The following is an 18,721-nucleotide window of genomic DNA, read 5'->3' on the forward strand; positions in this document are numbered from 1 at the left end:
GCCGCGCCCTGCGCGGTGCTGCTACGTCTGGGAGGGCGGCGGGGTCTCCCCGCAGTCCTGCACCCAGAACACCTTGGTCTTCGTGTCGTTGCCGTGCGAGCGCGGCGTCGCGACGGTCACTCGCACGTGGAAGCCCTGCTGCGGGTGGGGGTCACCGGTGAAGGAGAGGGTGTAGGTCTCCCGGGCGTCCAGCCCGGTCGACGTCCCTGCGCCGGTGGCGCGGTCCTCGCCGACGAAGACCTCCGAGGTGCCGTCGACGGCCAGGCCGACGCCTGTGGTGGGGTCCTGCTCGGTGAACGTCACCGTGGACACGACGTCCGCCCCGGCGTCGTAGCCGTACCACTCGACCACGAAGGAGCACCCGACGTGCGGGTTGTTCTCGGGCGTGGTGTCGCTGTCCTCGACCTGGGCGATCTTCACGGTCCCGTTGTTGCCACCGGGGTCCCCGCCGGCCTTGCCGCCGGGGGCAGCACCAGCGGGAGCGGCGCCGACGGTGACGGCGCCGAGGCACAGGAGAGCTGCCGCGGCGAGACGCGGAGCGCCAAGGACGCGGAGGGGCTGGTCGGGGCGCATGTGATCTCCTGGCTGGGGCGACGCGGGTGGGGTCGCTGGTGGGCCTCGATGGCCGGATGGAGGGTGAGATGCCACCCCGCGGACTTCCGGTTCGGAAAAGTTCCGGAGGGGACGCAACCAAATCCGCGCCCGCTGCGTCTGTACTCGCAAGGGACCGGACACGTACGGGGGTCGTGTCTGGTCCCTTGTAATGTCTCGGAGGTGACGACGCCCCTCTCGCTCCGCCCGATCTCTGCGCAGGAGCACCGCGACTTCATCGCCGGCCGGTCGTCCGCCAGCTTCCTCCAGACCCCGGCGTGGGCGCGTGTGAAGTCGGAGTGGCGCAGCGAGTCCGTCGGCTGGCACCGGGGCTCCGAGCTCGTCGGCGTCGGCCTCGTGCTCTACCGCCAGCTCCCGAAGGTCAAGCGCTACCTCGCCTACCTGCCCGAGGGCCCGGTCATCGACTGGTCCGGCGACGACCTCGGTGCCTGGCTCGCCCCCATGGTCGCCCACCTCAAGCAGCAGGGCGCGTTCGCGGTGCGGATGGGACCGCCGGTCGTCACGCGCCGGTGGTCGGCCGAGGAGGTCAAGGGCGGCATCGCCGACGACGCGGTGCGCTCGCTCGGCGACGTACCCCCGCTCGAGCGCTCGCAGGAGGGTGCGCGCGTGATCGCGCAGCTCCACGAGCTCGGGTGGCAGCACCAGTCCGCCGAGGGCGGCTTCTCGGCCGGGCAGCCGCAGTTCAACTTCCAGATCCCGCTCGTCGACGCCGACGGTGCCCCGCGCTCGGAGGACGACGTCCTCAAGGGCATGAACCAGCTCTGGCGGCGCAACATCAAGAAGGCCGACAAGTCCGGGGTCGAGGTGACCCTCGGCGACGCCACCGACCTCAAGGCCTTCCACGACCTCTACGCCCACACCGCCGAGCGCGACCACTTCACCCCGCGCCCGCTGTCGTACTTCCAGACGATGTACGACGCGCTCAGCGCCGAGGACCCCGACCGGATCCAGGTCTGGCTGGCCCGTCACGAGGGCGACCTCGTCGCTGCGACCATCGCGATCCGGGTGGGCACCCACGCCTGGTACTCCTACGGCGCCTCGTCGACCGAGAAGCGCGAGGTCCGCGGCTCCAACGGCGTGCAGTGGGCGATGATCCGCCACGCCCTCGAGGCCGGCGCCCACGTCTACGACCTGCGCGGCATCACCGAGACGCTCGACGCCGACGACCCGCACGTCGGGCTGATCCAGTTCAAGGTCGGCACCGGCGGCCAGGCCGTCGAGTACGCCGGCGAGTGGGACCTGCCGATCAACCGCGCCATCTACAAGGCGTTCCAGCTCTACCTCGCCCGGAGAGGGTGACGGAGCCGATGAGCCTCACCCTCTCGGTCGACGGCGAGCGCTGGCGTGCCCACCTCCTCGCGACCGCGACGAGGTTCCCCGGCATCGTCCCGGTGGCCAAGGGCAACGGCTACGGCTTCACCCTCGGCCGCCTGGCCCGGCGCGCGCAGTGGCTGGCCGAGCACGCCGACGAGACCGGGGCGGCCATCGACCTGCTCTCCGTCGGGACCTACGACGAGCTGCCGGAGGCCGCGTCGCGGTTCGACGGCGACCTGCTGGTGCTCACGCCGTGGCGACCGTTCGGGGCCGCCCTCGAGCTCGACGAGCGGACCGCGCGGCGCGTGATCCACACGGTCAGCCGGCCCGAGGACCTGACCGCCCTGCTGGAGCGCGACCCCGCCGCGCGGTTCGTGCTGGAGCAGCTGACCTCGATGCGACGCCACGGGATGACGCGCCGCGACCTGGCCACGGCCGCCGAGGTGCTGGGCACCGGCCGCAGCGGACTGCGCGGCGTCGCCATGCACCTGCCGCTCAACACCACCTCGCACCTCGGCGAGGTCAACCGGCTCGTCAACGACGTCGTCGCCTCCGGGCTGACGACCCGCACGGTCTTCGTCTCCCACCTCACCCACGCCGAGATCACCACGCTGGCCGGCAGCTACCCCGACTTCACCGTGCGCCCGCGGATCGGCACCGACCTGTGGCTCGGCGACCGGGGTGCGCTCGCCGTCCGGGCCACCGTGCTCGACGTGCACGAGGTGGACCGGGGCGACACCTTCGGCTACCGCGGGCGCAGCGCCCCCAAGCACGGGCACATCGTCATCGTCAGCGGCGGCACCGCGCACGGCATCGGGCTCGAGGCGCCGACCGGTGACCAGTCGCTCAAGGCCCGCGCCGCCACCCTGGCGCGCGGCGGCCTCGACGCGGTCGGCTTCGTGCGCTCCCCGTTCTCCATCGACGGCAAGCAGCGCCTCTTCGCCGAGCCGCCGCACATGCAGGCCTCGATGCTGTTCGTGCCCTCAGGCGCGCGGGTGCCCCGGGTCGGCGAGGAGATCGAGGTCCGGGTCCGCTTCACCGCGACCGACTTCGACCGCGTCGTCATCGGCTGAGGCGTCGCGCAGCACCGCGACGGCCAGCCACAGCAGTCCGACCACCCGCAGCAGGATCGCCAGCCAGTAGGCACGGTCGTCGTCGGTGACGGTCGGCGCCAGGGCGTCGCCGAGCCACCAGCCCGTGATCGCCCAGCTCACCAGCTGGCAGCCCTGCCACACGAGCAGGTCGCGCCAGCGCCGCAGGGCGAGGGCGGCCAGCGGGAGCGCGAGCAGGGCCAGCTCCGGCGGCGCCGTCGGCGACACCAGCAGCGCGGCGACCATCATCAGCAGCCCGACCTGCGCGCACGAGGTCACGGTCGGTCGGGCCGCCCGGCGGACCACCCGGACGGCCGCGGCCGCGGCGACGACGAGCACCACCAGCGACACCGTCATCCGGAAGGTCCGCGAGCCCGGTGCCCCGACCTGGTGGAGGAGGAGCCAGGTCGAGCCGACGTCGGGGTCCTCGACGTGGCCACGACCCGGGAGGGTCACCACGACGTACGCCGCCGCAGCCGCGACGAGCGCGTCGACGCGGTCGCGCATCCGGCCACCGACCGCCACGACACCGACGAAGGCGACTGCGACGGGCAGCGCGAAGGCGGCACCGATGCCGGCGCCCACCCCGGCGAGCCACGCGCGTCCGGTGGTCCACCCCCAGAGCAGCACCGCCACCCCGACCGCGGCCACCAGCTCCCAGGAGAGCCAGTGCACCAGCAGGACCGGCGACATCGCCCATCCCGCGGCCGCCCACGGTCGGCGTACGTCGACACGGACCAGCACGGCCGTGGCGAGCAGGGCCAGTGCCGCGAGCAGGACCGCCAGCCCGGCGGTGGTCGAGACCGTCCCGGAGCCCGGGAAGAGCCCGGCCAGGCTCTCCAGCCACGTGGCGACGTGCGGCGGTGTGCTGGAGTCGGCGGGACGACCGGCCAGGGAGGTCCAGCAGAGCTCGGCGTAGGGCTGGGTGTCCTTGCTCCAGCCCGACGACACGCAGGCGCCCTTGCTGAGCATGCCCGCGCCCAGCACCAGGGCGGTCGCACCCAGGAGCACCCGCGTCGGGCTCCACCAGGGGTGCCCGGCGGCGTGCTCGCCGACCGGTCCCCCGACCATCTCCGAGAGCGCGGCCGCGACCGGGTCGCTGCGCGTCGGGGCCTCGACCGGGTCCACGGCCTTGCTCAGGGTCGGACGTCCAGGACGCCGAGCCGCGGCTCGAAGCGACCCGTCGGGGTGGTCGGGACCGGGGTCGTCGGCACCGGCGTGGTCGGCACGGGCGTGGTCGGCGTGGGCGTCGGGGTGGGCGTGGGGGTGGGCGTGGGCGTCGGAGTCGGCGTCGGAGTCGGGGTGGCCGTCTCGGTCGGCGTCTCGGTCGGGGTCTCCGTCGGCGTCTCCGTCGGGATGCCGCCCGTCGCGGTCTTGGTGGGCTTGCTCGGCTTCGGCGGCGGGGGCGGGGGCGACGGCGGCGGGGTGTACTCGTGGCCGTCCTCGGGTGCGTCACCGTCGACGTAGGCCGGCTCCGGGAAGTCCTCGACCTCCATCCCGTCCATCACCTTCTGCATGATGCCGGTCCAGGTCTGCGCGGGGTAGACGGCGCCGAAGTAGGACGGCAGCCACTCGTCGATGCGGTCGTCGCCGTCGCCGCGGACGTACATCACCGCGGTGGCCATCTGCGGGGTGTAGCCGGCGAACCACGACGAGGAGACGTACTCCTCGGCACCGCCGGTGGCGGTGCCGGTCTTGCCGGCGGCCGGGCGGCCGAGCGCCAGCGCTGCCTGGCCGGTGCCGTTCTGCACGATCTGCTGCATGACGTACGACGTGTCGGCGGCGATGTCCTCGTCGACGGCCCGGCGGGTGGCGGGCTTCCACTCGTAGATGGTCTTGCCGTCCTCGTCGACGACCTTCTCCACGACGTGCGCGTCGGCACGCAGCCCACCGTTGGCGATGGTGGCGTAGGCGTTGGCCATGTTGATCGGGCTGACCCGGCCCTTGCCCAGCGTGATCAGCGTGTCGGACGGGCTGAAGTCGACCGACTTGTCGGGGATGCCGGGGAACTTCCGCGAGGGCGTCTCGCCCGGGATGCCCAGCGAGCGGGCCATGTCGTAGATGGCCTGCGGGCCGTCCTCCATGGAGTCGGACATGTCGACGAAGGCGGTGTTGATCGACTCCTCGCCGGCGGTCACCAGGCTGACGGACTCGCCGTAGTCGTTGCCGAGCCCGTCGGAGCCGGTGCCCTCGTTGCGGACCTCGGTGCCGTCGGGGAACTCGAAGGGCGAGTTGCCCTGGAACGTGTCCTCGATCGAGAAGCCCTGCTTGAGCGCAGCGGCGACCGTGAGCGGCTTGATGGTCGAGCCGGCCATGCCCCCGGTGGCCGCCCAGTTGATCTGCGACTGGAGGTAGTCCTGGCCGCCGTAGAAGCCCCGCACCGCGCCGGTGCCGACCTCGATCGTGGCGGCACCGATGTGCAGCTGCTTGTCGCCGAAGCCGTCGGGCTTCTCCTCCAGCACCCCGGCCTGGACGTCGGCCATGACCTCGGGGTCGAAGGTGGTGGTGATCCGCAGGCCACCGCCGTCGATCTCCTCCTCCGAGGCGATGCCCTTGGACAGCAGCTCCTGCTTGACCAGGGCCAGCATGTGCCCCTTCTGGCCGCCGAACTGGCTCTGGGTGGCGATCTTGGGGAACTTCGGGAGCCGCTTGAGCGCCTTGTCGCGCTCCTCGGGCGTGATCGAGTCGAGGTCGGCCATGCTGTTGAGCACGTAGGCGTAGCGGTCCTTGAGGTCCGCCTTGGCCTCCTTGCCGTTGCGCGGGTCGAACTTCGTCGGGTTGTTGAGCACCGTCGCGAGGACGGCGGACTCCCGCAGGCTCAGCTCGGAGGCCGGGTGGTCGAAGTAGGCCTTCGACGCGGCCTGGATGCCGTAGGCACCGCGACCGAAGTAGATGGTGTTGAGGTAGCCCTCGAGGACTTCCTTCTTGCTGAGCTTCTGCTGGATCTTCAGCGAGACGATCGCTTCCTTGATCTTGCGCTTGTAGCTCTGCTCGCTGGTCAGGTAGAGGATCTTGACGTACTGCTGGGTGATCGTCGACGCGCCCTGGCGATCGTTGCCACGCGCGTTGGAGAACAGCGCGCGGAGGATGCCCTTGGGGTCGATGCCCTTGTCGGTCCAGAACGTCTGGTTCTCCGCCGCGACGACCGCGTCCTGCATCGTCTGCGGCATCTCGTCGAGCGGGATCGACTCGCGGTTCTGGTCCTCGTAGTAGGTGCCGAGCTGCTGCTCGCCGCCCTTGTAGTAGACGAACGTCGTCTGGGCCTTGAAGGCCTGGTTCTCGTCGGGGATGTCGATGGCCTGGTAGAGCACCACCACGATCCCGGTCAGGACCAGGGCGCCGACGGCGGCGACGATCGCGAGGACCTTGGCGACCTGGGCCGCCCGCTGTCGCGGCGTACGCCGGGGCTTGGGACGCCGGGTCTGTGCCTTGCCCGGCTGCCTCCTCTTCGCAGTCACCGGGCAAGAGTACGGGGGCTGCGCCCGATCCCTGATTCGTCACCAGCGGATATATCGGTACGATAGGTCACATGGCACGTCGTGGCGACACCATCGAGCTCGCAGTCCTCGGACTGCTGCACGAGGGACCCATGCACGGCTACGAGCTGCGCAAGCGGCTCAACCTGATGCTGGGGTGGGGACGCGTGCTGTCCTACGGCTCGCTCTATCCCGCACTGAAGAAGATGCTGCGCGCCAACCTCATCACCGAGGTCTCCGCCACCACGGCACCGATCAGCCGTCGGCCGCGCATCGTCTACGAGGTCACCCCGGCCGGCAACGAGCACTTCCAGCGGCTCATGTCGGAGGTCGGTCCGACGGCCTGGGAGGACGACACCTTCGACATCCGGTTCGCGTTCTTCTCCTCGACCGACATGGAGATCCGGCTCCGGGTCCTGGAGGGGCGTCGCTCTCGCCTGCAGGAGCGCCTGGCGCGCGTGCAGGGCGAGCTCGAGCGCACCCAGGCCGAGGTCGACCGCTACGCCGCCGAGCTCCAGCGCCACGGCGTGGAGTCCGTCGAGCGCGAGGTCCGCTGGCTCTCCGACCTCATCCAGGCCGAGCGCGGCGGCGACGATCCACCCGCGCACCGCACGGCCGGCACCACCTGAGTCGTCGCGACGAGCGCCTCGGGCGGGCGTCGCGGACGACACGCAGCTGCACCAGATCACGCAACCAGTTCAAGCCCCCAGTAGAGAGAAGGAGAGCCCCATGGGTTCGGTACGAGTAGGGATCGTGGGTGTGGGCAACTGCGCCACCTCCCTCATCCAGGGCGTTGAGTACTACAAGGACGCGGACGCCTCTGCGACCGTCCCCGGGCTCATGCACGTGCGCTTCGGCGACTACCACGTCAGCGACGTGAAGTTCGTCGTCGCCTTCGACGTCGACGACAAGAAGGTCGGCAAGGACCTCTCCGAGGCCATCAACGCCTCCGAGAACAACACCATCAAGATCGCCGACGTCCCCACGCTCGGTGTCGAGGTCCAGCGCGGCCCGACCCTCGACGGCCTCGGCAAGTACTACCGCCAGACCATCGAGGAGTCCGCGGCCGAGCCGGTCGACGTCGTCCAGGCGCTCAAGGACGCCGAGGTCGACGTCCTCGTGTCCTACCTCCCGGTGGGTTCCGAGGAGGCCGACAAGTTCTACGCCCAGTGCGCCATCGACGCGGGCGTCGGCTTCGTCAACGCGCTCCCCGTCTTCATCGCCTCCGACCCCGAGTGGGCCAAGAAGTTCGAGGACGCGGGCGTCCCGATCGTGGGTGACGACATCAAGAGCCAGGTCGGCGCGACCATCACGCACCGCGTGATGGCCAAGCTGTTCGAGGACCGCGGCGTCGCGCTGGACCGCACCTACCAGCTCAACGTCGGCGGCAACATGGACTTCAAGAACATGCTCGAGCGCGAGCGCCTGGAGTCCAAGAAGGTCTCCAAGACCCAGGCCGTCACGTCCAACCTCAAGGGCGAGCTCGCCGACAAGGTCAGCGACCGCAACGTCCACATCGGCCCGTCCGACTACGTCGCGTGGCTCGACGACCGCAAGTGGGCCTACGTCCGCCTCGAGGGTCGCGCCTTCGGTGACGTCCCGCTCAACCTCGAGTACAAGCTCGAGGTCTGGGACTCCCCGAACTCCGCCGGCATCATCATCGACGCCGTGCGCGCCGCGAAGATCGCCATGGACCGCGGCATCGGTGGCCCGATCATCCCGGCCTCGACCTACCTGATGAAGTCCCCGCCGGTGCAGATGCCCGACGACATCGGTCGCGCCGAGCTCGAGAAGTTCATCGCGGGCGAGTGACACCCGCGTCCCGCACCGGAGACGGGCAGGACGCACCAGCACCACCAGCACGGCCCCTCAGGTCCACGTCCCGGACCTGGGGGGCCGTCGCCGTGCGCGCTCAGCCGATGGCGGCGGCCACGACCAGGGCGGCGGTCGCCTTGGCGCGCTCGGGCGCGTCCGGGGACGCCGCGAGCGCCCCGTCCGACAGCCCGCCGTCGAGCAGCAGCGTGAGGGACCGGGCCAGGCCGGCCGGGTCGCTCGCGCCGGCCCGCTCGGCCAACTCGCCCACCCAGGCGCGCACCTCGTCCTTGTGCCGCACCGTGCGCTCGTGCACGGGCGACCCGGGCAGGGACTCGGCGGCTGCGTTGATGAAGGCGCACCCGCGATAGCCGTCGCGCCGGCACGCCGTGCCGAGCGCGTCGAAGAGCGCGACCAGCTGGTCCGCCGGGTCGGCACCGCCACCAGCGGCTGCCTCGCGCAGCTGGCCGCTCCAGACGGTGTCGACCTTGTCGAGGTAGGCCAGGACCAGCTCGTCCTTGGCCGGGAAGTGCTTGTAGAAGGTGGCCTTGGCGACCCCGGACTCGGCAATGATCAGGTCGACACCCACGGCCCGGATCCCACGGGCGTAGAAGAGCTCGAACGCGGTCATGAGGATCCGGTCCCGGGCAGCTGAGGTCGCCATGCCTTGAGTGTAGACAGATCTGTCTGCTAGCGTCCCGTCGGTATCCAGACAGGTCTGTCTGGTACTGGCGGAAGGAACACCCATGGACATCGCAGTGCTCGGCACCGGCATGGTCGGACAGGCGCTCGCCGGCGGCCTCACCCGGATCGGACACGCCGTCGTCGTCGGCACCCGCGACCCGGATGCGACGCTCGCGCGCACCGACCCGGACGGCATGGGCAACCCGCCGTTCGCCACCTGGCACGCCGAGCACACCGACGTCGCCCTGGCGACGTACGCCGACGCGGCCGCGGGGGCGGATCTCGTCGTCCTGGCAGGCAACGGTGCCGCCGCACTCGACATGCTGGCCGCCGCCGGCGCCGACCACCTGGCCGGCAAGGTGCTCATCGACATCTCGAACCCGCTCGACTTCTCGGCCGGGTTTCCGCCGAGCCTGTTCGTCAAGGACACCGACTCCCTGGGGGAGCGGATCCAGGCGGCGTTCCCGGAGACGAAGGTGGTCAAGTCGCTCAACACACTCACCGCGTCACTCATGGTCGACCCCGCCCAGCTGCCGGAGGGCACCACGGTCTTCGTGTCCGGGGACGACGCCCGGGCGAAGGCGACGGTGAGCGACATCCTCACCGCCCTCGGTCACACGGACGTGATCGACCTCGGCGGCATCGAGTCCGCACGGGGCACCGAGATGCTGCTGCCGCTCTGGCTGCGCACCATGGGCGCGCTCGGCACCGGCATGTTCAACATCAAGGTCGTGCGCTGACCGAGCCGGCTCAGGTCTCGCCGAGACCGTGCAGGTCCTTGGCCGTCGGACTGGTCGCGACGGACGCCGGGTCGGGGTACGTGCCGAGCAGGCGGTCGCTGGTGCCCGAGGTGGTCACCGAGAACCAGTAGTGCTCGTTCTTGTAGTGATGCAGCCGATGGTTGCGCCAGATCGCCTTGTAGGGGCGCGTGCGCGGCTTGTAGTCGGAGTGGATGACGTAGTGGGTCCACTCGTAGACGAAGAGCGCCGCCGCGAGCGTGACCACGAACGACAGCCGACCCGGCAGGTCGGCGCCCAGCAGGCCGCCGACGACGACCGGCAGGACCACACCGGGCACCGCGATCACCCACACGAGGGCGCGCCACGGGATGAAGACGAGGGGTACGTCGCGCGGGTCGGCGTGGTGACGCCGGTGGTCGCGCGCGAGCAGCGTGTCGACCTCGACGCCGGCGATGCGACGCGGGCGCCAGTGCAGGATGAAGACGTGGATCACCCACTCCACGACGGGGAACAGCGCGACGAAGGCCCCCGGGGCCAGGAGGTCCGACCACGACCAGGACCCCACCGCGACCCGCGCCGCGACCGCGGCGAGCAGGAAGGTGCCGATCATCCACGGCGAGGGGTAGCGCCAGAACGCGCGACCGGCCTGCGCGAGGGTCACCCGCGGCCTGCGTGAGAGCTCGCGCTCCGCGCCCGCCAGCCGCTGCTGCGCCAGCGCCTCCACGACGTCGCGCGGCGTCCGTGCCCCGGCGTCGCTCACGACTCCTCCGCCCCGACCTGGTCGATGGCCTCGAGCAGGCTCGACGTGGCGGCGCCGAGGAGGTCGGCCGCACTGGCCCTTGCCTGCTCACCGTCCCCTGCTCCGACGGCCTGCGTCAGTGCGGCGTAGGCCTCGACCCGGTCGACCTCGGCCGCCATCAGCGGTGCGAGCGCCTCGACCAGCGGGAGGTAGGCGGCGCGCATGCTGTTGAACATCAGCCGGAAGGTGATCGAGTCGGCCGCCTCGACGAGGTGCTCCCAGAAGGCGAGCGCCACGTGCTGGCGGCGTACGGGGTCGGCGTCGTCGCGCAGCGCCTGGACCGTGACCTCGAGGTCGGCGACGACGGAGCTGCCCCCGCGCTCGGCAGCTAGCTCGGCGATCTTCGGCCCGACGTGCGCCCGTGCCTCGAGGATGCTGCGGGCGACGGCGAGGTCGAGGCCACCACGTGCGAGCAGCAGACGGGGCAGCAGGTCGAGCCCGCCGAGGCGCCGGAAGTCGCGGACGGTCGTCGCGTCCCCCTGGCGTACGTCGACGTAGCCGGCGTGGGCGAGCCGCTGCATCGCCTCGCGGACCGCGGGACGCGAGACGCCGAGCACCTCCGCGAGCCGGCGCTCGCTGGGGAGCGTCTCGCCGGGAGCGAGACCGCCGTCGAGGAGCTCGCCGAGCAGCTGGTCGTAGACCTCGTCGGGCACGGACCGGCGGGCGACTGGCGTGAGCGGCATGCCGTCGACGGTAGGCCGCCGCGGTCAGGTGGTCAAGTGGTCAGACCAGTCACTCCTGACGCAATGCCCACCACTCACGCAGGGCGGCCTCGGCGTCCTCCGGCGACTTCGGGCCCTCGTCCATCCGCAGCTCGAGGAGCCAGGAGTAGGCCTCGCCGACCTCGCGGCCCGGACCGATCCCGAGGATGCCCATGATCTGGTTGCCGTCGAGGTCGGGCCGGATCGCGGCCAGCTCCTCCTGCTCGGACAGCCGCGCGATGCGTTCCTCGAGCGAGTCGTAGGTGCGGCGGAGTCGATCGGCCTTGCGCTGGTTGCGCGTCGTGCAGTCGGCGCGGGTGAGGATGTGCAGCCGGTCGAGCTGGTCGCCGGCGTCGCGGACGTAGCGGCGTACGGCACTGTCGGTCCACTCGCCCGAGCCGTAGCCGTGGAAGCGCAGGTGCAGCTCGACCAGCTTCGAGACCGCGTCGATGTCGTGGTTGGAGAAGCGCAGGGCCTGCATCCGCTTGCGGGTCAGCTTGGCCCCCACGACGTCGTGGTGGTGGAAGGTGACGGTGCCACCGGACTCGAAGCGTCGCGTCCTCGGCTTGCCGACGTCGTGCATCAGCGCGGCGAAGCGGGAGACGAAGTCGGGACCACCACCGAGGCGCTCCTCGAGGTCGATCGACTGCTCGAGGACGGTGAGCGTGTGCTCGTAGACGTCCTTGTGGCGGTGGTGCTCGTCGCGCTCGAGGGCCAGCGCCGGCAGCTCCGGCAGGACGTGGGCAGCCAGCCCGGTCTCGACGAGCAGGGTGAGGCCCTTGCGCGGGTGCGGCGCGCACACCAGCTTCACCAGCTCGTCGCGCACCCGCTCGGCCGAGATGATCTCGATCCGGCCCGCCATCGCGGTCATGGCGGCGACCACCTCCGGCGCCACGTCGAAGCCGAGCTGGGCGGCGAAGCGCGCGGCCCGCATCATCCGCAGCGGGTCGTCGGAGAAGGAGTCCTCGGGCGCGCCGGGGGTGCGCAGCACCCGCTCCGCCAGGTCGACGATCCCCCCGAAGGGGTCGACGAACTCGCGTCCCGGCACCCGGACCGCCATCGAGTTGACCGAGAAGTCGCGCCGGCCGAGGTCGCCCTCGAGGCTGTCGCCGAAGTCGACGTCGGGCTTGCGTGACGACGGGTCGTAGGACTCCGAGCGGTAGGTCGTGATCTCGACCTGCCAGGGCCCCTTGCGGCAGCCGATGGTGCCGAAGTCGCGTCCCATGTCCCAGACCGCGTCGGCCCACCCGGAGACCAGCTTCTCGGTGGTCTCGGGCCGTGCCGAGGTGGTGAAGTCGAGGTCGTTCTGCAGGCGGCCGATCATCGCGTCGCGCACCGGGCCGCCGACGAGCGCCAGCTCCTCGCCCGCGTCGGCGAACCGCGCGCCGAGCTCGTCGATCACCGAGCCGATCCGGTCGAGCTCCGCGCCCACGCGGCGCTGGATCTCCACGATCGTGAGCGGGGGCACAGCAGCGTCGGACACGACGGGCCAGTCTACGTGCCGGTCCGGCTGCGCCCAGCATCTACCATCGGTGCGTGCCCCGCCCGTCGTCGTTCCGTGCTGCCCTGGCGGGGCTCCTGACCCTCGGCCTGGCGAGCGGATGGGCCCTCGCGCCCGCGACCGCCGCCCCGGCCGAGGAGGGCGACCCCCTCGTCGTGCACATCGACTCCATCAGCCCCGTGCTGCCGCGCACGGGCGACGTGGAGATCACCGGCACGGTCACCAACGTCAGCGACGCGACCTACACCCGCGTCAACCTGCACGCGTTCTCGTCCGCCTCCCCCATCCTCGACTCGACCCAGCTCGCCGTCTCGGCCGCCACGGAGGCCAGCGCGACCGTGGGCGACCGGGTCACGGTGCCGGGCACCTTCGACACCATCGACGAGCTGGCACCGGGCAGCACCGAGACCTTCTCCGACTCGATCCCGGTGGAGCTGCTCCCCGCCTCCGGCGATCAGGGCGTGTACTGGATCGGCGTCCACGCCCTCGGCGACACCGCCGAGGTCCCGCGCGACACGGTGGCCGACGGGCGCGCCCGCACGTTCATCCCGGCTCGTCCCACCGGCGGGCAGACGCAGGAGGCGTCGGTCATCCTCTCGATCCGCGGCCGGGTCTGGTATGCCGCTGACGGCTCGCTCGGCGGCACCGAGCGGTGGGCGCGACGTCTGGCCGAGGGCGGCAGCCTCGACGGCGTCCTCGACATGGCGGAGTCGGCCGGCTCGACGCCGTACACCTGGCTGGTGGACCCCGCGGTCCTGCACGCGATCGCCCGGCTCACCGGCGGCAACGTGCCGCGTGGGCTCGGTCCGGACACGTCCGTGCCGGGCCAGGAGCCGACGGAGGAGGAGCCGGCCGGTGACGGGGAGGAGACCCCCGCGCCCTCGCAGACGCTCGCCCCCGTCCAGCCCGGCCAGACCGGCTCGGCCGACGAGGAGCTCGTCGCCGCGGCGAACGACTGGTTCGCGCGCTTCACAGCCCTGGTCGGGACGCAGACGGTCCTGACCCTGCCCTACGGCGACCTCGACGTGTCCGCAGCGGTGCGCAACGACCCCGACCGCTACGACGAGGCGGTGGCCCGCGGCAGCGAGATCATGGGTGCGCTGTCGCTCCGCTCGCAGGCGGCGGTGGCTCCCCTCGACGGGCACCTGAGCCCCGAGGCGCTGGCGCGGGTGGCGCCCGGGACCACGGTGCTGCTGGCGGACACCGCCTTCGCGCCGCCGCCGAGCACGCCGAGCTCGGTGGTGCGGCTGTTCGGCCGCGAGGTCTTCGTCACCAGCAGCGGCGCCGAGTCGGGCGGACCGGGACCGACTGCCGCCGACGACCCCCTCGCCCTGCGGCAGAGGCTGCTGAGCGAGGCGGCGCTCCGCGTGACCAGCGGCGACGACTCCCCCCTGGTGGTCACCCTGCCCACGGTGTGGCGCGGCGAGGACGCCCAGCAGTTCTTCGCCGACCTCGACCAGCCGTGGCTCGACGTGGTGCCCTTCGAGGACGTGGCTGACGGGGTGCCGGTCGACGTGCCCGAGTCGGACCTCGCCTACCTCGCGACCGACGTCGAGGACGAGCTCTCCCCGACCAGCTTCAGCGCGGCGACACGCGCGAGCGACGCCGCAGCGATCCTCGAGGACGTGCTGACGCTCCAGACCACCATCGAGACCCAGGTGGGCGACGAGGTGCTGGTGACCCTCTCCTCGCAGCACCGACCGCGACCCGGCCTGGCGATCGCGGCGGCCGGCCGCACCGAGGACGCCATCCGTGCCGAGCTCGGCAAGATCACGGTCGAGGCACCCAAGGCGGTCACCCTCGCCAGCGACAACGGGCCCCTGGGCGCCACCCTGGTCAACGGACTCGACCAGCCGGTGACGGTCAAGCTTGTCGCCACCACCGACGGACAGCTCACGCTCACCGGGGGTGGCGTGCGCGAGCTCGGGCCCGAGGCGCGGAGCGCGGTGCGCTTCGAGGCCAGCACCCGCCAGGCCGGCGTCCACCAGGTCCGCCTCGCCGTGACCACCGTCGACGGCGTGCCGCTGGGATCGGTCGACGAGCTGCCGATCCGCGCCGCCCGGGTGAGCGCGATCATCTGGATCGTGATGGCGGTCGGCGCCCTCGTCCTCCTCGGCATGATCGGCTACCGGCTGCCGCGGCAGGTCCGCGCGCGCCGGGCCGAGCGCGCCGCCGCGGAACGCGCGGAGACCGAGCGGGTCGTCGACGGTGAGGCGCCCGACGAGGCCGGGACCGCCGAGGCCCCCGCACGCCCCAACCTCGAGCCCAGGCACCCGTGAGCGGGTCGGATGACTGAGCAGAGGATCCTGGCGTCCTCGGCGGTGATGGCCGCCGGCACCGTCTTCTCCCGCGCCTCGGGCTTCATCCGCAGTGCCCTGCTGGTCGTGGCGCTCGGCGGCGTCCTGCGCGCCGACCTGTTCTCGATCGCCAACACCCTGCCCAACATGGTCTACATCCTGCTGGCGGGCGGCATCTTCAACGCGGTGCTCGTGCCGCAGCTGGTCCGCCGCATCAAGGCCGACCCCGACGGCGGGGACGCCTACGCCAGCCGCGTCATCACGCTCTCGGCCCTCTTCCTCGCCACCGTCACCGCACTGCTGGTGGTGCTGGCGCCGCTGCTGCTGCGGGTCTACCTCAGCGACCGGTTCCTCGAGCCCGACCGCGTCGCCCACCTGGAGTCGATCGTCGACCTGACCCGGTGGTGCCTGCCGCAGGTCTTCTTCTACGGCATGTACGTCCTGGTCGGGCAGGTGCTCAACGCCCGCGGCCGGTTCGGTCCGATGATGTGGGCGCCGATCGCGAACAACGTCATCTCCGTCGGCATCCTGGGCGCCTACCTGGTGGTGTGGGGGCCGGTCGGGGACGGACCTGCCCGCTACGAGGCGCTGGGGAGCGGGCAGGAGCTGCTCCTGGGGCTCGGGTCGACCCTCGGCATCGTCGCCCAGTGCCTGGTCCTGCTCCCCTACCTGCGGGCGTCCGGGTTCACCTACCGGCCCCGCTTCGACTTCCGTGACCCCGAGCTGCGGCACACGCTGTCCCTGGGCGTGTGGACCGTGCTGTTCGTGATCGCGACCCAGACGGCGTACCTCGTGGTGGTCAAGCTCGCCTCCGGCGGCACCGCCGGCGGTGGCCCGGGCACCGGCTACACCATCTACTCCGCGAGCCTGCTCATCATGATGGTGCCGCACTCGATCGTCACGGTCTCGCTGGCCACCGCGATCCTGCCGCGGCTCTCGTCCTACGCCCACGAGGGCCGGCTCGCCGAGCTCGGCAGCACGGTCGGCTCCACGCTGCGCACGTCACTGGCGCTGGTCCTGCCCTTCGCGGTGGTGCTCCCCGTCGTGGCCGGCGACGTGGCCGGCTTCGCGTTCGGCTGGGCGGGCGCCGAGGACACCGCGGCGAGCTTCGCGCCCACCCTCGCGCTGTTCGGCCCTGCGCTGGTCTTCTTCACCGTCCACTACTTCATGCTCCGCGGGTTCTACGCCATGGAGATGACGCGGCTGGTCTTCTTCATCCAGCTCGCGGTGTCGGCCACCAACATCCTCGTGGCGACGACGCTGGTGCCTCGCCGCCCGCCGGAGGAGACCGCGCCGATGCTCGTCGTCGCCTATCTCGTGTCGTACGCCGTCGGGGCGGCGATCAGCTTCGTCCTCCTGCGACGCACGGTCGGTGGTCTGCAGACGCCGCAGCTGGTCCGCTTCCTCGTGCGGATGCTCGTCGTGCTGGCCGCAGCCGGGGCCGCGGCCTGGTCGGTCGAGTGGGCCCTCTCGGGCCTCGGCGAGCGCCCCGGCCCGTTCCTGGCCCTGCTCCGTGGGGGCCTCAGCGGCCTCGCCGGCGCGGTCGTGCTCCTCGCCGGGGCGCGTGTGCTGCGGGTCCGAGAGGTGACCTCCGTGGTCGACACCGTCGCGGCGCGGCTGCGTCGCGGCTGAGACTCCCTACGATGACCCGAGAGGCGCGCACCGTCAGGACGCGGCCGCGAACGTGGGGAACGAGGTGAACATGTCGACGTCGATGCAGGCCGGCGACGTGCTCGCCGACCGCTACCGCCTCGACGACCTGCTCGCCGAGAACGGGTCTGGCCGGTTCTGGCGCGCCCACGACCTGGTGCTGCACCGCCCCGTCGCCGTGCACATCCTCGGCGCCGACGACGAGCGCGCCGAACCGCTCCTCGAGGCCGCACGCCGGGCCGGGCCCGTGATCAACCGCCGGCTGCTGCGGGTGCTCGACGCGGAGGTCGCCGACGGCCGGTGCTACGTCGTCAACGAGTGGGGCCAGGGCGACTCCCTCGACATCCTGCTCACCCGCGAGGGACCGCTGGCCCCGCGGCGCGCCGCCTGGATCGTCGGCGAGGTGGCCGACAGCATCGCGGAGGCGCACGCGGCCGGGCTCGCGCACGGCCGGCTGTCCCCCGAGAACGTCCTGATCGACCAGCACGGCCAGATCCGGATCATCGGCTTCGGCGTCGAGGCCGCCCTCGCCGGACTGCCCCCAGGGCGGATCAGCGTCGACGAGATCGACCTCGCCGGGCTGCTCTACTGCGCACTCACCGGCAAGTGGGCCGGGGTGTCCCGCTCCGCAGTCCCACCTGCGCCCGAGGTGCACGGCGCGGTGCTGCGCCCGCGACGCGTCCGGGCCGGCATCCCGCGTCCGCTCGACCAGCTCTGCGACCAGGTCCTCAACCCGCACGCCACGGCCAGTGGCGACCCGGTCCACCACAGCGCCCGTGCGATCTCCGACATGCTCCTCGGCTTCGTGGGCGACCACACCGGCGCGCAGGTGCCGGTCCAGGGCGTACGACCCGCCGTGACGCAACCGCTCCTGCCGACCGTCGCACCGGATCCGGCTCCCGGCGCCGAGCGCACCGCGGAGACCTCGGTGGCGGCTACCGACACGGAGCCTGACGCGGATCCTGGAGCGGAGGAGGTGCCGGCGGCCTCTGACGGACCGGACACCACCGTCGTGGCGCAGGCCGTGCCGCCCGCCGGCGCTGCCGACCCCGCTTCCGTCCCCGCTGAGGCCCCGGAGACGCCGAGCGCCCCGACCTCGTCGACGGACCTGCCGACCGAGGCCGGGATGCCGGTCTTCCACGAGGACGACGAGGTCGACTGGCTGCGCGCCCGCAGCGACAAGCCCGCCCCGCCGCCGCCGCTCGACGACCTGCCGCCCAAGCCGCTGTTCGCGCCCGACCCGCCCGAGGGCGAGCCCGTACGCCGTCCGCGACCGGGCAGCCGGGCCGCGACCGGCTCCGGCAAGGACTACTGGCCCTGGGACGCCTCGGACTCCGGGGTCCGACCGGTCTCCCGCGACACCGGGGCCTGGGGCTCGGGGTCGTGGACCGACGACCGCTGGGGCACCGGTGAGAGCCTCGACGACACCGGTGACCGGGTGCCGGGCCGCAGCTGGTTCCGCCTGGCCATGATCGTCGCGGTCTGCCTGCTCGTCATGGTCGCCGCAGTGGCGGCCTACCAGCTCGGCCTCAAGCCGCCCATGCCCGGCTCGGACGACGAGCCGAGCACGTCGAGCAGCCCTTCGGCGGCCGCGCCGCCCACCGCGTTCACCGGTCTGAGCGCCGACGACTTCGATCCCCAGGGTTCCGAGCCCCGCGAGGAGAACCCCGACCAGGTGGCCAACGTGGTCGACGGCGACCCCAGCACGACGTGGAGCACGTCGTCGTACCTCCAGAACTTCGGCCCCAGCGGGCTCAAGACCGGTGTCGGGGTGGTGGTCGACCTGGGCGCCGCGAAGGGTGTGCGCCAGGTCGTGGTGACGACCGTGGGTGGCCAGACGTCGCTGGCGGCCTACGTCACCTCGACGGCGCCGACGGGCATCAGCGAGCTCACCCCGGTCGGCACCGCCTCCGGCACGGGTGAGCTCACCATCAGCGTCGACGAGGCCGTCTCCGGGCGCTACGTCACGGTCTGGCTGACCCTGCTGCCCGAGGTCGACGGGGAGTTCCGCGGCACCATCGCCGAGGTGCAGGTGCTGGGATGA

15 protein-coding genes are annotated in these 18,721 nt (G+C 72.1%); 8 read left to right on the top strand and 7 right to left on the bottom strand.

Annotated features, from left to right (window positions below):
* Positions 1–21 precede the first annotated feature (21 nt).
* A complete protein-coding gene (locus ASC64_RS18565) occupies positions 22–573 on the bottom strand; it encodes a hypothetical protein (protein WP_056909051.1) in 552 nt (183 codons plus the stop codon).
* 201 nt (positions 574–774) lie between these two features.
* Between ASC64_RS18565 and ASC64_RS18570 the strand changes: the two genes are divergently transcribed.
* Both ASC64_RS18570 and ASC64_RS18575 read left to right on the top strand, forming a co-directional pair.
* Complete coding sequence (locus ASC64_RS18570; protein ID WP_056909052.1) at positions 775–1,911, top strand: lipid II:glycine glycyltransferase FemX; 1,137 nt, start codon at positions 775–777, stop codon at positions 1,909–1,911.
* An 8-nt stretch (positions 1,912–1,919) separates the two neighbouring features.
* Positions 1,920–2,999, top strand: a complete 1,080-nt coding sequence (locus tag ASC64_RS18575) for an alanine racemase (protein ID WP_056909225.1) — start codon at positions 1,920–1,922, stop codon at positions 2,997–2,999.
* On the opposite strand, the gene ASC64_RS18580 is transcribed toward ASC64_RS18575, so the two are convergent.
* Together ASC64_RS18580 and ASC64_RS18585 are read right to left on the bottom strand one after the other, a co-directional pair.
* Positions 2,910–4,145, bottom strand: a complete 1,236-nt coding sequence (locus ASC64_RS18580) for a hypothetical protein (protein ID WP_056909053.1) — start codon at positions 4,143–4,145, stop codon at positions 2,910–2,912. The genes ASC64_RS18575 and ASC64_RS18580 overlap by 90 nt on opposite strands.
* 8 nt (positions 4,146–4,153) lie before the next feature.
* Positions 4,154–6,475: a transglycosylase domain-containing protein gene (locus ASC64_RS18585; protein WP_056909054.1), complete on the bottom strand. Its 2,322-nt coding sequence runs from the start codon at positions 6,473–6,475 to the stop codon at positions 4,154–4,156.
* Between the two features lie 71 nt (positions 6,476–6,546).
* Here ASC64_RS18585 and ASC64_RS18590 point away from each other — a divergent pair, with 71 nt between their 5' ends.
* Positions 6,547–7,122: a PadR family transcriptional regulator gene (locus ASC64_RS18590; RefSeq protein ID WP_056909055.1), complete on the top strand. Its 576-nt coding sequence runs from the start codon at positions 6,547–6,549 to the stop codon at positions 7,120–7,122.
* Between the two features lie 100 nt (positions 7,123–7,222).
* Positions 7,223–8,305: an inositol-3-phosphate synthase gene (locus tag ASC64_RS18595; protein ID WP_056909056.1), complete on the top strand. Its 1,083-nt coding sequence runs from the start codon at positions 7,223–7,225 to the stop codon at positions 8,303–8,305.
* A gap of 100 nt (positions 8,306–8,405) precedes the next feature.
* Here the strand turns inward: ASC64_RS18595 and ASC64_RS18600 are convergent, their stop codons facing one another.
* Positions 8,406–8,969: a TetR/AcrR family transcriptional regulator gene (locus ASC64_RS18600; RefSeq protein ID WP_056909057.1), complete on the bottom strand. Its 564-nt coding sequence runs from the start codon at positions 8,967–8,969 to the stop codon at positions 8,406–8,408.
* An 82-nt stretch (positions 8,970–9,051) separates the two neighbouring features.
* Between ASC64_RS18600 and ASC64_RS18605 the strand changes: the two genes are divergently transcribed.
* Positions 9,052–9,729, top strand: coding sequence for an NADPH-dependent F420 reductase (locus tag ASC64_RS18605; protein ID WP_056909058.1), 678 nt, complete (start codon positions 9,052–9,054; stop codon positions 9,727–9,729).
* A 10-nt stretch (positions 9,730–9,739) separates the two neighbouring features.
* Here ASC64_RS18605 and ASC64_RS18610 read toward each other — a convergent pair whose 3' ends face one another.
* Genes ASC64_RS18610 through ASC64_RS18620 form a run of 3 tightly spaced genes read right to left on the bottom strand, consistent with a single transcriptional unit; the run spans position 9,740 to position 12,712 of the window.
* The gene (locus tag ASC64_RS18610) at positions 9,740–10,489 is read right to left on the bottom strand and encodes a sterol desaturase family protein (protein ID WP_056909059.1); all 750 of its coding nucleotides are present in this window, start codon (positions 10,487–10,489) and stop codon (positions 9,740–9,742) included.
* Positions 10,486–11,211 (bottom strand): FadR/GntR family transcriptional regulator, encoded by a 726-nt coding sequence (locus ASC64_RS18615; protein WP_056909060.1) that lies wholly within the window; start codon positions 11,209–11,211, stop codon positions 10,486–10,488. Before ASC64_RS18615 ends, ASC64_RS18610 begins: the two co-directional genes overlap by 4 nt.
* 49 nt (positions 11,212–11,260) lie before the next feature.
* Complete coding sequence (locus ASC64_RS18620; RefSeq protein WP_056909061.1) at positions 11,261–12,712, bottom strand: CCA tRNA nucleotidyltransferase; 1,452 nt, start codon at positions 12,710–12,712, stop codon at positions 11,261–11,263.
* A gap of 53 nt (positions 12,713–12,765) precedes the next feature.
* Between ASC64_RS18620 and ASC64_RS18625 the strand changes: the two genes are divergently transcribed.
* The 3 genes from ASC64_RS18625 (at position 12,766) to ASC64_RS18635 (ending at position 18,721) form a co-directional block, all read left to right on the top strand.
* Complete coding sequence (locus ASC64_RS18625) at positions 12,766–15,009, top strand: DUF6049 family protein (protein ID WP_056909062.1); 2,244 nt, start codon at positions 12,766–12,768, stop codon at positions 15,007–15,009.
* A gap of 9 nt (positions 15,010–15,018) precedes the next feature.
* Positions 15,019–16,659: a murein biosynthesis integral membrane protein MurJ gene (gene murJ, locus ASC64_RS18630; RefSeq protein ID WP_056909063.1), complete on the top strand. Its 1,641-nt coding sequence runs from the start codon at positions 15,019–15,021 to the stop codon at positions 16,657–16,659.
* A gap of 70 nt (positions 16,660–16,729) precedes the next feature.
* Positions 16,730–18,721 (top strand): protein kinase family protein, encoded by a 1,992-nt coding sequence (locus ASC64_RS18635; protein ID WP_156385291.1) that lies wholly within the window; start codon positions 16,730–16,732, stop codon positions 18,719–18,721.

The organism is Nocardioides sp. Root122 (assembly GCF_001425025.1).
GTDB lineage: Bacteria > Actinomycetota > Actinomycetes > Propionibacteriales > Nocardioidaceae > Nocardioides.